We start from the raw sequence: 15190 nt of genomic DNA on the forward strand, positions 1-15190 counted from the left end.
AAATCGTCCTCAACCGAGGAACGAAGGAAGGCGATGAGGCAGCACCGAGCTGGAGCCGCCCGATGACGACGCCGTGGACCGAAGACCAGGTCACGACGTTGGCGCCGGACGCTAATTCGCTGTCCGCGGCGCGCAAGCTGATGGGCCGCTGGCATGAGTGCGGGCACCACGGCACGGCATTGTGGGGGCGGTGCCAGGGCAGCGGCGCCACGCCGTACCAGACGATCGTCGACCTGTCCGGTCCGGCGTACCGGTGCTCCTGCCCGAGCCGCAAATTCCCCTGCAAACACGCGCTGTCACTGCTGCTGCGCTGGGCGGCGGGCGAGGTCGCCGCCGTCGCGGAGACCGCAGACTACGCGGCCTCGTGGATCGGCGGCCGTGCGGCCCGCGCCGCCGCGAGCACGGACCGGGCCCGCACCGCGAACCCGGTCACCGCCGAGCAGCGGCGGCTGCGGGTGACGGCGGGGCTGGAAGAACTCGACGTCTGGCTCGGCGACCAGGTACGCACCGGGCTCGCGCAGGCCGATCGCTCGTATCGCGCGTTCGAGGCCGTGGCCGCGCGCATGGTCGACGCGCAGGCCCCCGGCATCGCCGCTAGCCTGCGCCGGCTCCCGGCCGCCGTGGCCACGCGGACCGACTGGCCCGACGTGGTGCTGCGCGAGTACGCGCGGATGCACCTGCTGGTCGCCGCGCACCGGCAGCTCGACGCGGTGCCGCACGCGCTGGGCGCCAGCATCCGGACCCATGTCGGCTACCCCACCCCGGCCGAGACGGTGCGCGCCGAACCTCCGGTCCGGGATCGCTGGATGGTGTTCGGTTCGCAGATCACCGAGGAGGAGCGCCTCTACACCCGGCGAACCTGGCTGTACGGACGGGAAACCGGGCGCTGGGCGCTGGTGGTCGACCATTCCTTCGGTTCCCCCGGCTTCCCCGCCGACGTTCCCGCGCTCGGGCGACTGGCCGACGCACAGTTGCATTTCTATCCGGGCGCGGCGCCGCTGCGCGCGCTCTGGGGCGAACAGCACAGCGCCTCCGAACCCTTCACCACGCTACCCGAGGACGCAGGCAGGCCCGCCACTATCACCGCGGCGCTGGCTGCGCACGCCTGCGCGCTCGGCGCCGATCCGTGGTTGCGTTCGTGGCCGATGCTGCTGGTCGACGTGGCGCCCTCCCGCACCGAACAAGGCTGGTATGTCACCGAATCCGACGGCACGGCGCTGCCGATCCGGCCGGGTGAGCAACCGTGGACGCTGCTGGCCGTCTCCGGTGGTCATCCGGTGACGGTGGTCGGCGAGTGGAGCGCCGACGGGCTGACGCCGATCTCGGTGTTCACCGCGGGCGAGGTGATCGATCTGGTGCGCACGGAAACCTTCGCCCGGGACGCGCCTCGTCCGTCCACCGGGCCGGTAGCCGGCGCGGACCTCACGTCGGTCGCACTGCTGGGCACCGCCCGCCGCGCGCCGGATCTCGCCGTGCTGGCGCCCCCCATCGCGCGTGCCGCCGGCCGGCTGCCGAGCGACCCAGCGACGCGGCTGCTCGAATCGGCCGCGCTACAAGACCTTTTCACGCGCGGCGGTGTCGTACCCGCCACCGCCGAGGCGCCCGAGCCCGCAGCGGACGATCCCCGCCTGTCGCTGCCGCGCCCCGCGGCGGCACGCCTGGCGCGCATGCTGCGGGAGCGCTCGGCTTTCCTGCCCGAATGGATCGACGCGGCGCAGCCGCACGACTACCGGGCACCGGATGCGCTCTGCGAGCAACTGCTCGAGCACGCGAAGATCAATGCCGCCTTGCGTGAGCCGCTGTTGCGCCTGGCGGGCGCCCGGGGCAGCTGGCTGGCGGCCCGGCATCCGGATTGGCACGACCTGGTACGGCAGCCGTCCGGCCCATCCGAACGCTCCACGGACACCTGGTTGTTCGGCCGACCGACCGAGCGGCGCGACTGGCTCGCCGAACTCCGGCGCAGCGACGCCGACGCGGCCAGGGCGGCGCTCACCGCGGCATGGCCGAAGGAATCCGGGCCGCTGAAGGCAGAACTGCTGGCCCTGCTCGCCGAGGGCCTCGGCCCCGAAGACGAGCCCCTGCTGGAGACGGCGCTGGACGACCGGCGCGCGGACGTGCGCCGCACCGCCGCAGGACTGCTCGCGCTGCTGCCGGAATCGGCGTTCACGCGGCGGATGCGCGACCGGGCCCGCGCGTGGATCCGCGCCGAGCATCGGATGCTGCACACGAACGTGGTTCTCACACTTCCGGATACGCTCGACGCTGCCGCACAGCGCGACGGGATCACCGACCGCACCGTCGAATTCGCCTACCGCTGGAACGGCGCGCCCGACGTGCACGCCGCCCGGCTCCGGCAAGTGGTCGCCGCGACGCCGCTGACCCATTGGGCCGGTGTGCTCGGCACACCGCAGCAGGCGGTGCGCGCCACGATCGAGGACCGGTTCCGGCAGCCGGTCTTCGACGGTTGGGTGGACGCCGCTCTGGCTCAACGTGATTCGGCTTGGGCGCGAGCGCTTTTCGAAGCGGGTGTGCCCACCGACTTGGCGATGTTGCGCAGGCGCGAGCTGTTCGCGCTGCTACCGCTACCGGATCGGACCGCGCACCTGGTGCGGCTGGACGGCTCGTGGCTCTCGGAGATCGAGGCCCTGCTGCCCGCGATGGGGCATCCGTGGCCGGAAGCGCTGGCCCAGCACGTGGTCGGGCTGCTGTTCGAGCGGGCGCGGGCCGCGGCGCGGCGCCCGGAGGCGCACGGCGCGTCGCCGAACGCGCACCGGTCACTGCTGGCCGCGGCGGCCGTCCACCTCCCCGTCACCGCCGCGGGCACGCTGTCCGCGATGGCCCGCCGATGCGACGACCCCGCCTGGGAGCGTGCCTTCGACCAGCTCGCCCACGACCTCAACCACCGCTCGATGATGCTCGAGGAGTTGCAGTGACCACCACCGACCCGACACCGGCTCTGCTGCGCCCGCACGCCGAACAGGCATACGCCGACGAGTTGCGCGCCCTCGCCGCCGCCGACGACCGGCCCCGCCCGCCGTCCTGGCGGTTGTCGCCCTGGGCGGTGGTCACCTACCTGCTCGGCGGCGCCCTCCCGGACGGCACCGTGATCACCCCGAAGTACGTCGGCCCGCGCAGGCTCGTGGAAGTGGCGGTCGCGACGCTTGCCACCGACCGGGCGCTGCTGCTGCTCGGTGTGCCCGGCACCGCGAAAACCTGGGTGTCGGAACATCTTTCCGCCGCCATCAGCGGTGCGTCGACCCTTCTGGTACAGGGCACCTCGGGCACGGCCGAGGAGGCGATCCGCTATGGCTGGAACTACGCGCGGTTGCTCGCGGAAGGACCGAGCGACGCGGCGCTGGTGCCGTCACCGGTGCTCACCGCCATGCGAGCCGGCTCCATCGCCCGGATCGAAGAGCTCACCCGCATCCCCTCCGACGTGCAGGACGCGCTGATCACCATCCTGTCCGAGAAGACGTTGCCGGTACCCGAACTGGGCACCGAGGTGCAAGCGGCCAAGGGCTTCAACGTCATCGCCACCGCCAACGACCGCGACCGCGGTGTGAACGAGCTGTCCTCCGCCTTGCGCCGCCGGTTCAACACGGTCGTGCTGCCGCTGCCCGCCAGCGAGGACGAGGAGGTCGCCATCGTCACCAGGCGGGTCGAGCAGCTCGGCTCCGCACTGGAACTGCCCACCGTGCCCGCGGCGGCCGAGGAGGTGCGGCGGGTGGTGCGGGTCTTCCGCGAGCTGCGCTCCGGTAGCACCGCCGACGGCCGCACCAAGCTCAAGTCGCCGTCCGGAACGCTGTCCACCGCCGAGGCGATCTCGGTGATCACCAACGGAATCGCGCTCTCGGCACACTTCGGAGACGGCGTGCTGCGCGCATCCGACATCGCCGGCGCGGTGCTCGGCTCGGTGATCAAGGATCCGGTGGCCGATGCGGTGGTGTGGACGGAGTACCTGGAGGCCGTGGTCCGCGAGCGGCCCGACTGGGCGGATTTCTACCGCGCCTGCCGCGAGGTCACCGGGTGACCTCCGGCGCCGGAACGACGCCCACGACCAAGGTTTTCGGCATCCGCCACCATGGTCCCGGTTCGGCGCGCTCGCTGTGGCTGGCCCTGGCGGCGTTCCGGCCCGACATGATCCTCATCGAGGGGCCCGCGGACGCCGACCCGCTGGTGGGTCTCGTCGCGGCCGAGGGGATGACTCCGCCGGTCGCGCTGCTGGCGTACGTTCCCGACGCGCCCGCCAAGGCCGCGTTCTGGCCCTACGCGGTGTTCTCCCCCGAATGGCAGGCGCTGCGCTACGCCGTGGACAACGACGTGCCCGTGCGGTTCTGCGATCTGCCCGCCACGATCGCGCTGGCGACGGAGGACGAACCCGGCGACCGATTCGATCCTCTCGCCGCGCTGGCCGAGGCGGGCGGATACGACGACGCCGAACGCTGGTGGGACGCCGTCGTCGAATCCGTGCCCGACGCCGACGCGTTCGACCCGATCACCGAGGCGATGGGCGCGCTGCGGGAATCAGCCGAGCACACCGCGCGGCGAGGCCACACGACGCCGGCCATCGACCCATCTGCGGACGACCCGGCGCCGGAGGTCGATTCGGTCGCGGAGGCGGTCGATGAAACTCCCGTGCGCGAATTACCACCCGAGCCACTCGTGATCGATGCCCACACCCTGCGGCGCGAAGCCTATATGCGTCAGACCATGCGCAAAGCGCTGAAGGACGGAGCGACACGGCTCGCGGTGGTGTGTGGTGCTTGGCATGCACCCGCGCTCACCGGCGCGCTCGGGCCTGCCGCTCCGGACGCCCGGTTGCTCAAGGGGCTGCCGAAGACCAAGGCCCGGCTCACCTGGGTTCCGTGGACGCATTCGCGGCTGTCCACGTCCTCCGGCTACGGCGCGGGCGTCACCTCACCCGGTTGGTATCACCATCTGTTCACCGCGACCGAGCGACCGATCGCGCGCTGGCTGACCAAGGTGGCCGGTGTGCTGCGCGCCCACGACCTACCCGTTTCCAGCGCGCACGTCATCGAAGCCGTTCGGCTCGCCGACGCACTCGCCGCGCTGCGCGGCCGACCGCTCGCCGGTTTGTCGGAGGTCACCGAGGCCACGCGGTCGGTCCTGTGCGGCGGAGACGAGACGATGCTGCAATTGGTGATCGGCGAACTCGTCGTCGGTGAGGCGCTCGGCGCCGTTCCGGAGCAGACGCCGACCGTGCCGCTGGACGCCGACCTGCGCGCCACCATCCGATCGCTGCGGATGAAGCAGGAGCCCTCGGCCCGCACCGTCGACCTGGATCTGCGCAAGGAGCGCGAGGTCGAGCGCTCGCGCCTGCTGCACCGGCTGCGGGTGCTCGGGGTCGACTGGGGCACGCTCACCACCAGCGACGTCCGCAGCACCGGCACCTTCCGGGAAACGTGGACGCTGCGGTGGCATCCCGAGTACGCCATCTCGATCATCGAGGCCTCGCGCTGGGGCACCACCATCCGCACCGCGGCGGAGGCGAAGATCCTCGACACCGCCAACCGCACCGACCGCACCGTCGGCGAATTGACCGCCGCGCTGGAGGTCGCCCTGCTCGCCGATCTCGGTGGCGCCACCGATGGATTGATCGCCCGGCTGGAATCCACCGCCGCCCTCGACCACGACGTCACCCACCTGCTCGCCGCGCTGCCCGGCCTGATCCGGACGCTGCGCTACGGCGACGTGCGCGGCACCGACACCAAAGCGCTGGCCCACGTCGCCGACGGCTTGCTGGTGCGCATCTGCGCGGGCCTGCCCGCGGCGGTCACCGGCTTGGACACCGACGCCGCCACCGAGCTGCGCGGTCTGCTGGACGCGGCGCACACCGCCATCCACACCAGGGACGACGGCTGGGCGACCGGCGAGTGGCTGGCCGCCCTGCGCCGCGTCGCCGACCGCGACGACGTGCACGGCGCGCTGGTGGGGCGAGCCGTCCGCCTGCTCGCCGACGCGGGCCGCATCGACGACACCGAATCCGCGCGCAGACTGTCCGCGGCCCTGTCGGTGGGCGCCACCGCCGCGGCCAAGGCGGCGTGGATCGACGGGTTCCTCGGCGGCCGCGGCCTGCTGCTGGTCCACGATCGAGAGTTGTTGCGGCTCATCGACGATTGGTTGCGCGGGCTCGGCGACGACACGTTCGTCGAGACGCTGCCGCTGCTGCGCCGGACCTTCGGCGCGTTCGAATCGGGTGAGCGCCGCGCGATCGGGCAGGCGGTCCGCGACGGCGGGTCCGTCTCCGCCACATCAGCGATCGCGGGCATCGACGCGGACCGAGCGACGACCGCCGTGCGCACCGCGGCCGAGATCCTGGGGGTCACGGTATGAGCGGTCAGGCCCGGAGGCGGCAGCGCAGCGTGACCACGCAGGGCCCCGCTCATACCGAAATCAAACACAGCACGAGCGGTCAGGCCCGGAGGCGGCAGCGCAGCGTGACCACGCAGGGCCCCGCTCATACCGAAATCAAACACAGCACGAGCGATCAGGCCACGGGCGAGACTCTCGCTCGTTCCGGGGAGGACACGGCATGACCGACGAAGCACAGTCCCGGCGTTGGCGACTGGTGCTCGGCGCGGCCGCGGAGGACGGGCTCGGCGCGCTGGGCTCCGGCTCGGACGCGGCCATGGACCGGGCGCTGTCGGCGCTGTACAACACCGGTGACGAGACGTCGCCGGGCAAGCGCACCGGCGGTTTGCAAGGTTCGGCGCCGCGCGTGGCCCGCTGGCTCGGCGATATTCGCGGCTACTTCCCCGCCACCGTCGTCGAGGTCATGCAGCGCGATGCCGTGGAGCGCCTCGATCTCACCCAGTTGCTGCTGGAGCCGGAACTGCTCGAAGCGGTGGAGCCGGACGTCCACCTGGTCGGCACCTTGCTGAGCCTGAACCGGGTGATGCCCGAGACGACCAAGGCGACCGCGCGGATGGTGGTGGAGAAGGTGGTGCGGGAGATCGAGCAGCGCATCGCGGCGCAAACCGTCGCCGCGGTCTCCGGTGCGCTGAACCGCGCCGCGCGCGTCACGCGGCCGAGATCGCGCGATATCGACTGGGACCGCACTATTCGCAAGAATCTCGCCAACTACCTGCCCGAGCATCGCACGGTGGTACCGGAACGCCTGGTCGGCTACGGCCGCAAGGCCCAGGCGGTGCGGCGCGACGTGGTGCTGGCCATCGACCAGTCGGGTTCGATGGCCGCCAGCGTGGTGTACGCGTCGGTGTTCGGCGCGGTGCTGGCCTCGATGCGGTCGCTGCGCACCTCGCTGGTGGTGTTCGACACCGAGATCGTCGACCTGACCGACAAACTCGACGACCCGGTGGACGTGCTGTTCGGCACGCAGCTCGGCGGCGGCACCGACATCAACCGCGCCCTCGCCTACTGTCAGTCCCTGGTCACCCGCCCGGCCGACACGCTGTTCGTCCTGATCTCCGACCTCTACGAGGGCGGCATCCGCGACGAGATGCTGCGCCGCGTCCGCTCGATGCAGGAGTCCGGTGTGCAGGTCGTCGTGCTGCTCGCCCTGTCCGACGACGGCGCCCCCGCCTTCGACCACGAAAACGCCGCGGCCCTCGCCGCGTTGGGCATACCGGCTTTCGCCTGCACCCCCGACAAGTTCCCCACCCTGTTGGCCGTGGCACTCGATCGCGGCGACGTCCAATCCTGGGCAAACGCCAACGCCGCACACCACTAGTGGCGTTGCCCCATGCCGCGTTCCCAGGTCACTGCCCCTGCCTCACCTCACGGCCTTCTTCACCAACCTCACCGATCTTCGCCTCGTCGGCGGCGGTCAACTCGGTCATCGCGAAAGCGGTCGGCCACATGGTGCCTTCGTCGAGGTTCGCGATGTCGTTGAAGCCGAACGTCGCGTACCGCGCCTTGAACTTCGCGGCACTTTGGAAGAAGCAGACGACCTTGCCGTCCTTGGCGTAGGCGGGCATGCCGTACCAGAGTTTCGGCGTAAGGTCCGGTGCGCTGGCTTTGACGACGGCATGGAGCCGTTCGGCCATGGCGCGATCCGATTCCGACATCTCGGCGATCTTCGCGAGCACGTCTTTCTCCCCGTCCGCCTTGTTCGCGCGCGAGCCGCGGCGTGCGGCCGTCTTCAACTCCTGGGCGTGCTCTTTCATCGCGGCTCGTTCCTCGTCGGTGAATCCGACAGAGGACTTGTTCTTCGCGATGGCTTCGTCGGCGGACTTCTGCGCGTTCTTCATGAGTTCTTCCTGCCGGTCTCGATGAGGACGTCTCTCATGCTATGAAGCTGCCGCGGCGAAGGCTTCTTCAAAACTGATCAATCGTCGCGAAGGTGATACCACAGCAAACGCGTACGGCGAGCCCCACTCGGCCGAGCTGTCACAGGGATCGGGTCGGCTGCATCGCGGCGCACCTGTTTCAGAGGTCGGCGATCGCCGCGAGCGGCGGCGTGCGTGCCGCCCGCACGGCGGGCCACAGGGCGGCCAGCACTCCGACGACCGCCGAACTGACCAGGACGAGCACCAGCTGGTTCCACGGGATGGCGATCTGGTCGAGCCCGAGGTCGCGCAGCGTCCGCAGGAACCCGATGCCCAACCCCAGCCCGAGCACCATGCCGACGATCGCGCCGAACACCGCGATCAGCATCGACTCCAGATAGATCGTCCGGCGCACCTGGGCGCGCTGCATCCCCACCGCGCGCAGCATGCCGATCTCCCTGCGTCGCTCCACCACCGACAGCGCGAGCGTGTTCACGATGCCCAGGATCGCGATCACCACCGCCAAGGCGAGCAGGCCGTAGAGGATGGCCAGCAAAGTGTTGATCTGCTTGCCCTGCGCGCCCTTGAACTCCTCGCGGTCCTGCACCTGCACCACGACGAATTGCTCCGTCGCCTTCTCCAGGTCGCCGCGCATCTGCGTGAGGTCAGCGCCAGGTCGCGCCTTGATCAGTACCAGGAAGTTGGTCCGGAAGTTGAGCGGGACGACCTCGTCGTAGACCGTCTGCGACACCACCATCGGACCCAGCAGCGGATTCTTCTTGTACAGACCGGTCACCGTGAGCGGGACCTTCTTGCCGTCGACGCTGGTCGGAGTCACCTGGTCGCCGACCTTCCACCCGCGCTCACCGGCCTCGTCCTCCGACACGAGCACGTCGCGGGCGCCGAGCGTGTCGGTGCCGCGCACGATCTCATAGTTCAGCACGCCGCCCAGCGGACCGTCGGCCGATGTGGCGAACACCTGCTCGTCGCCGATCTTGAAGGGGGCGCCCCGCATACCCACCGCTTGCTCCACGCCGGGCGCCTCGGTACGCGCGGCGTCGGCGGCGCCGAACGGCACGCCGAGCAGCTGTGGACCCGCCAGCACGTAATCGGCTCGCACGCCCTTGTCCACGAGCACGCCGACGCTGGCTTTCGCCGAGGCGCCGAGCATGCCGATCGCCGAGACCAGCATCAACCCGAGCGTCAGGGCGAAGGCGGTGGCGGCGGTGCGGCGGGGATTGCGCGCCGCGTTGTTGCGGGCCATCCGGCCGATCGGCCCGAACGGGCGCACCAGCGCCCCGAGTCCACCGACCACCGGCCGCGACAACGCGGGCGCGGCGAGCAGCACCGCGAAGATCAAGCCGAGCGCGCCGACCCCGACCGTGGCGGCCGCCGTCCCGCCGGTGCGCTGCGCACCCAGCACCACGAGTCCCACGCCGAGCACGGCGAGCACCACACCGGAAATCGTGCGCACGCGCAGCGACTCCCCGGCGGACGCGAACTCCTCGCGCATGGCCTGCACAGGCGGAATCCGCGAGGCGCGCCGCGCGGGCGCGTAGGCGCTCACCACGGTCACCGCGAGACCGACCAGCAGTCCGACCACGATGGTGCGCGGCCGCACCGCCATCGATCCGGTCGGCAACCCGAGGTCGAACGCGTTCAGCGCCGCCGACAGCCCGAACGCCAGTCCGACGCCGCCCGCGAGTCCGATCACACTGCCGATCGCGCCGATGACGAATGCCTCGGCCACCACCGACCGGCCGACCTGTTGCCTGCTCGCGCCGACCGCGCGCAGCAGCGCCAGTTCCCGCAAACGCTGCGCGACGATCATCGAGAAGGTGTTGTAGATGATGAACGTGCCGACGATCAGCGCGATCGCGCCGAAGGCGAGCAGGAAGTAGTTGATGAAGTTGAGCGCGTTGGAGACTTCCTTCTTCAGGTCCGCGCGCACCTGATCACCGTTCTGCACCTTGTAGCCCGGCAGCTGCGTGGCCAGGTTGTCGCGCAGTTCGTCACCGGGGATGCCGGTGGCCGCGAGGTCGACGTACGCGACGTGCAGGCCGTCGGTGAACAGCTTGCGCGCCTGTGTGTCCTCGAACAGCACTCCGATGAAACCGCCCGCGTCGGACGATCCTTCGTAGATCCCGGTGAGGGTCACGTCGATGGGATCGGGCTGGGAAGGAATGAGGATTTTGGTCCGATCGCCGATCTTCAGCCCGGCCCGCTCGGCCCCGCTTGTGTTCAGCGCGACCTCGCCCGGCCGGGCGGGCGGCGCGCCCTGCACGAACTTCTCCGGTTCCGCGACAGCCTTCTCCGGAGGCAGATACGACGTGCCGAGGGTGGGCGCACCACCGGTCTGGACGGATTTCTTGCCCGCCGGATCGAGCAGGACCACCGGTCCGTTCACGCTGGGGGCGGCGGTGCGGACGCCCGGATACTTCGCCAGCTCCTCCACCACATTGTTCGGAATACCTTGGGCCTGGCGCTCTTTCGGGCTCACCCGGACATCGACGCCTTTGGCCTCGTTGGCGAAGATGCCGTCGAAGGTGCGCTGCAGCGTGTCGGTGAACACGAACGAGCCCGCGATGAACGCGGTGCCGAGCACCACCGACAACAAGGTCAGCGCGAGCCGCACTTTGTGCGCGGCGAGATTGCGCAGCGCGACTTTGCGCATCGGGCTCCCGGCCATCACGCCTGCCCCCGAAACTTCCGCGAACCCCTGGTCACGCCTGCTCCAACGATTTCATCCGGTCGAGCACGGTGTCGGCGGTCGGATCACGCATCTCGTCGACGATGCGCCCGTCCGCCAGGAACACCACCCGGTCGGCGAACCCGGCCGCGTGCGGTTCATGCGTGACGATCACCACCGTCTGCCCGAACTCGTCCACCGCGGCCCGCAGGATCGACAGCACCTCTTCCGAGGACCGGGAGTCCAGATTGCCGGTCGGCTCGTCACCGAAGATGATCTCGGGCTTGCCCGCGAGAGCACGGGCGCAGGCCACCCGCTGCTGCTGTCCGCCGGACAGCTCGCTGGGACGATGGGTGAGCCGATCGATCAGCCCGAGCCGCTTCAACACCGTGTCCAGCCACTCCTGGTCGGGCTCGCGCCCGGCGATGTCCAGCGGCAACGTGATGTTCTCCAGCGCCGTGAGCGTCGGCACCAGGTTGAACGCCTGGAAGACGAACCCGATCCGGTCCCGCCGCAGGCGCGTCATCTGCTTGTCGGACAGGGTGGTCAGGTCGGTGTCGCCGATGCGGACGGCGCCGGAGCTGGCGCTGTCGAGCCCGGCCAGGCAATGCATCAGGGTCGACTTGCCCGACCCGGACGGGCCCATGATCGCGGTGAACTCGCCCTTGGCGAACTCGGCCGACACTCCGTCCAATGCCCTGACCTGCGTGTCACCCGATCCGTAGACCTTGGTCAGGTCGATAGCGTGGGCCGCGACATCGGTCGGTGCCGCGATGTCCGCGGTATCTGCGCCCAAGGCTTGCGAAGTCATGCCGTCCAGTCTTACCGGCTTCGCGTCCACATGCCATCAGGGAAAACCCTGTGTTGGATTCGGAGCTGGGTTGATCAGGCCTCACCCACGACCCACTCGAAGGCCGAGGCTTTCGAGCGGGCGCCTTCGAGTGCGCGCGAACGGTTGGGTTCGCCGAGTTCGGCCAGCAACTCCTCGGACATGTTCACCAGTGCGGCCAGCGTCGCGGGGGTGAACCATTCCGGCCTGGTGGCGAACAGGATGTCCTCAGAGGCGGTGTTGCCGCTCGCTCCCGGTGCGAAGGGGCAGCCGCCGAGCCCGCCGAGCGCGCCGTCGACCATGTCCGCGCCCGCCGCGACCGCGGCGAGGGTGTTGGCCACGCCCATTCCCCAGGTGTCGTGACCGTGGAAGACGACGCGGCGCGGGGGCGTCCGGTCCCGCACCGCGGCGACCAGCGCCGCGACCTGGCCGGGATGAGCTTGTCCGAGGGTGTCGGCCAGGACGATGTCGTCGGCGCCCTCGGTGCGTGGGTCGCACGCGATGGCCAGTACTCGCTCCGGGTCGACCGGACCGTCGAAGGGGCAGGTGAAAGCCGTTGCCAAGCACAGCTGGATGGACCCGTGCACCTCCCGGGCCAGTCGCACCGCGTTCGGCATGGCGGCGACGCTGTCCTCGGTGTCGCGTCCGATGTTCGCCCGATTGTGCGCGTCGGAGACCGAGAAGCAGTACTGGAAGTTGCGCACCCCCGCCGCGGCTGCCTTCTCGACGTGGCGCGGCGTCGCCACCCACACCCAGCAGTGGCGCAGTTCCTCCGGGGTCAGCGCGGCGACCAGTTCCATGGTGTTCGCCATCGGCGCGACCAGGTCCGGGCGCGCCATCGAGCCGATCTCCAGTGCGGGCACACCCAGCGCGAGCAGGCGGCGCGCGATGTCCACCTTGCGCTGCACCGGCAGCATTTTGCCGGTCAGCTGCAGGCCGTCGCGCAATGTGACGTCGCGCAGCACCGGCGCGGTCATCGCTGCTCCCGCGCTCGGTGGTGGCCGCACATCACGCCGCCCCACGGCTTCTCCCCGGCCCCGGTCGGATTGGGTTGCACGGCGGGCCTGCTGCTGCCCGGCGTGCGCGGTTCCCGGGCACTACGGCCCTCCGGTCGCCTGCGGTCGTGCGGCTGCGTGCTCATCGCGCCTCCAACGCATCGATCTCGGCCTCGCTCATGCCGAGCAACCCGGTCAGCACCTCCCGGGTGTGCTCCCCCAGGTCGGGGCCGACGGAGCGGATGGGCAGGGACTGCTCGCCGATCACCGGGACGATGCCGGGAAAGCCGACGACCTTCGGCTCCGGTGCGCCGACGTCCACAGCGAACGGCTGGATCATGTTGCGCGCTCGATACTGCTCGTCGGCCACGATGTCGGCCGCCGTGTAGATCGGGCCGCACGGGATCCCGGCGGCCTCCAGCAGCTTCAACGCTTCGGCTCGGGTATGGCGCACCGTCCACTCGCCGATGGCCGCGTCCAGGCGTTCGCGGTGGCGCCAGCGACCCGCGTTGTCCTGGAGTTCGGGGTCGGCTGCCAGATCGGGCCGGTCGATGACCGCCATGTAGCGCTGGAAGATGGCGTCGCCGTTGCCGCCGATGATGATGCTGGTCCCGTCCGAACACGGGTAGGCGTTGCTCGGGGCGATGCCCTCCATCCGTCCGCCGACGCGTTCGCGCTGGATCCCGTAGGCCAGATAGTCCGGCACCAGCGATTCCATCACCGACAGGATCGCCTCGTTGAGCGCCACGTCGATCAGCCGTTCGGGCAGCGGGACCGGCGCGTCCCCCTCGGCGCGGCGTTCGCGCTGGAACAGGGCCATCACGGTGCCGAACGCGGCGTAGATGCCCGCGATGGAATCCCCGATCGAGACACCGGTCCGTACGGGCGGACGGTCCGGGTCGCCGACCAGTTCGCGCAGGCCGCCGACGGCCTCGGCCACCGCCGCGAAACCGGGACGATCCGACAGCGGGCCGGTCTGCCCGTAGGCGGAGATCCTCGTGATCACCAGATCCGGGTTCGCCTCGTTCAGCACCTCCGGACCCAGGCCCCACTTCTCCAGCATCCCGGGCCGGAAGTTCTCCAGCAGCACGTCGCAGCGCCGGATCAGGTCGAGCACGATGCCACGTCCCGCCTCGGTACGCAGGTCCAGCGTGATCGATTTCTTGTTGCGGTTGATCGTCCGGAAGAGCATCGAGGTGTCACCACCGTAGAGCCGCCAGTTGCGCAGCTCGTCCCCGGCTTTCGGGCGTTCCACCTTGATCACCTCGGCGCCGAAGTCGCCGAGGATGCGCCCGGCGGTCGGCGCGGCGATGTAGTTGCCGAGTTCCAGGACGCGCACCCCGTCCAGCGGCCGAATACTCATGGCAACAAGTGTGGACCATGCTGTGCTGGTTTTTGCAGCGCCCGCGGCGCTGCGTGTTCGCGGCTGGATCCAGGACACCGCATGGCCCCTCAATAGCCGGGCTCGCGCCCGGCAACCATGCGGGGCCCCGCTCAGGACGCGACCAGCCGCGTGTCCTCGATGATCGAGTAGTGCTCGGCGTCGCCCGCGATAACGGTGCTCGGCGAGCCGTCGACGCCGACCGGGACGTCGCCGGCCAGGGTGATGCGGGTCAGCTTGCGCGGCTGGTCGTCGTAGTCGTCGATGGCGTAGTGCTGGGTGGCGCGGTTGTCCCAGATGGCGACGTCGCCGGGCGCCCAGTTCCAGCGGGTGGTGTTCTCCAGACGGGTCACCCGGTCCTGGAACAGCCGGAACAGGGCGTGCGACTCCGCGCTGGAGAGCCCGACGAAATGCTTGACGAAGTGGCCGAGCAGCAACGCCCGCTCGCCGGTCTCGGGGTGCACGCGCACCACAGGGTGCTCGGTTTCGTAGTAGGTCGACTCGAACTCCGCGCGGTAGGCGGCGGCGTTGGGCTGCGGCTGCTCCCCGGTGCGCGCGGCGTAGTCGTACACGTTGGTGTGTACGGCTCGCAGAGACTCGGCGAGGCGCTCGAGCGGCTCCGGTAGCGACTCGTAGGCCGCGACGGTGGAAGCCCAGGTGGTGGCGCCGCCATAGGGCGGCAGCTGAACCGCGCGCAGGACGGACGCCTTCGGAATGCGGTCGACGAAGGTGACGTCGGTGTGCCAGCTGTTGGCGCGGCCGTGCTCGGAATCGATCGCCAGGCTCTTCACACCGTGCGATGTGACCGTCGGGTGCGGGGTGGTGGGTGAGCCGAGCAGTTGGGCGAACTCGTATTGCCCGTCCTCGGTGAGGTGATCCTGCCCGCGGAAGAAGATGACCTTGTGCTCCAGCAGCGCGCGATGGATCACCTCGACTGTGACCGGGTCCAGATCGCCACCGAGCCGGACGTTGTCGATTCGCGCGCCGATGCGGGCGCCGAGCCTGGTCACCGAGGCTGTGGATGGGGTGGCGGGTGCGACCGTCATA

The 15190-nt window shown here is 70.3% G+C and carries 11 protein-coding genes; 4 read left to right on the top strand and 7 right to left on the bottom strand.

Going from position 1 to position 15190, the window contains the following annotated elements:
- Positions 1 to 62 precede the first annotated feature (62 nt).
- The 4 genes from GVY39_RS05460 (at position 63) to GVY39_RS05475 (ending at position 7711) form a co-directional block, all read left to right on the top strand.
- On the top strand, positions 63 to 2933 hold the full coding sequence (locus GVY39_RS05460) for an SWIM zinc finger family protein (protein ID WP_159920542.1): 2871 nt from the start codon (positions 63 to 65) through the stop codon (positions 2931 to 2933).
- Complete coding sequence (locus tag GVY39_RS05465; protein WP_159920540.1) at positions 2930 to 4030, top strand: AAA family ATPase; 1101 nt, start codon at positions 2930 to 2932, stop codon at positions 4028 to 4030. Before GVY39_RS05460 ends, GVY39_RS05465 begins: the two co-directional genes overlap by 4 nt.
- Positions 4027 to 6354: a DUF5682 family protein gene (locus tag GVY39_RS05470; RefSeq protein ID WP_159920538.1), complete on the top strand. Its 2328-nt coding sequence runs from the start codon at positions 4027 to 4029 to the stop codon at positions 6352 to 6354. Before GVY39_RS05465 ends, GVY39_RS05470 begins: the two co-directional genes overlap by 4 nt.
- Before the next feature lie 199 nt (positions 6355 to 6553).
- Positions 6554 to 7711 (top strand): VWA domain-containing protein, encoded by a 1158-nt coding sequence (locus tag GVY39_RS05475; protein ID WP_159920536.1) that lies wholly within the window; start codon positions 6554 to 6556, stop codon positions 7709 to 7711.
- Between the two features lie 28 nt (positions 7712 to 7739).
- On the opposite strand, the gene GVY39_RS05480 is transcribed toward GVY39_RS05475, so the two are convergent.
- The 7 genes from GVY39_RS05480 to GVY39_RS05510 all read right to left on the bottom strand — a co-directional run bounded on the left by GVY39_RS05480 (position 7740) and on the right by GVY39_RS05510 (position 15189).
- Positions 7740 to 8231 (bottom strand): iron chaperone, encoded by a 492-nt coding sequence (locus GVY39_RS05480; RefSeq protein WP_159920534.1) that lies wholly within the window; start codon positions 8229 to 8231, stop codon positions 7740 to 7742.
- Between the two features lie 178 nt (positions 8232 to 8409).
- Positions 8410 to 10938 carry an ABC transporter permease gene (locus GVY39_RS05485; protein ID WP_159920532.1) on the bottom strand — a complete coding sequence of 843 codons (2529 nt, stop codon included), beginning with the start codon at positions 10936 to 10938 and terminating at the stop codon, positions 8410 to 8412.
- Positions 10939 to 10972: 34 nt separating this feature from the next.
- Positions 10973 to 11749 carry an ABC transporter ATP-binding protein gene (locus tag GVY39_RS05490; protein WP_159920530.1) on the bottom strand — a complete coding sequence of 259 codons (777 nt, stop codon included), beginning with the start codon at positions 11747 to 11749 and terminating at the stop codon, positions 10973 to 10975.
- Positions 11750 to 11823: 74 nt separating this feature from the next.
- Positions 11824 to 12744 carry a hydroxymethylglutaryl-CoA lyase gene (locus GVY39_RS05495; RefSeq protein WP_159920528.1) on the bottom strand — a complete coding sequence of 307 codons (921 nt, stop codon included), beginning with the start codon at positions 12742 to 12744 and terminating at the stop codon, positions 11824 to 11826.
- Positions 12741 to 12908 (bottom strand): hypothetical protein, encoded by a 168-nt coding sequence (locus GVY39_RS05500; protein ID WP_159920526.1) that lies wholly within the window; start codon positions 12906 to 12908, stop codon positions 12741 to 12743. The genes GVY39_RS05495 and GVY39_RS05500 overlap by 4 nt, the downstream gene beginning before the upstream one ends.
- Positions 12905 to 14125, bottom strand: a complete 1221-nt coding sequence (locus GVY39_RS05505; RefSeq protein WP_159920524.1) for a CaiB/BaiF CoA-transferase family protein — start codon at positions 14123 to 14125, stop codon at positions 12905 to 12907. The genes GVY39_RS05500 and GVY39_RS05505 overlap by 4 nt, the downstream gene beginning before the upstream one ends.
- Before the next feature lie 131 nt (positions 14126 to 14256).
- A complete protein-coding gene (locus GVY39_RS05510) occupies positions 14257 to 15189 on the bottom strand; it encodes a TauD/TfdA family dioxygenase (RefSeq protein WP_159920522.1) in 933 nt (310 codons plus the stop codon).
- Position 15190 lies beyond the last annotated feature (1 nt).

The sequence above is a fragment of the Nocardia sp. CY15 genome, assembly GCF_009829295.1.
GTDB classification, from domain to species: Bacteria; Actinomycetota; Actinomycetes; order Mycobacteriales; family Mycobacteriaceae; genus Nocardia; species Nocardia sputi.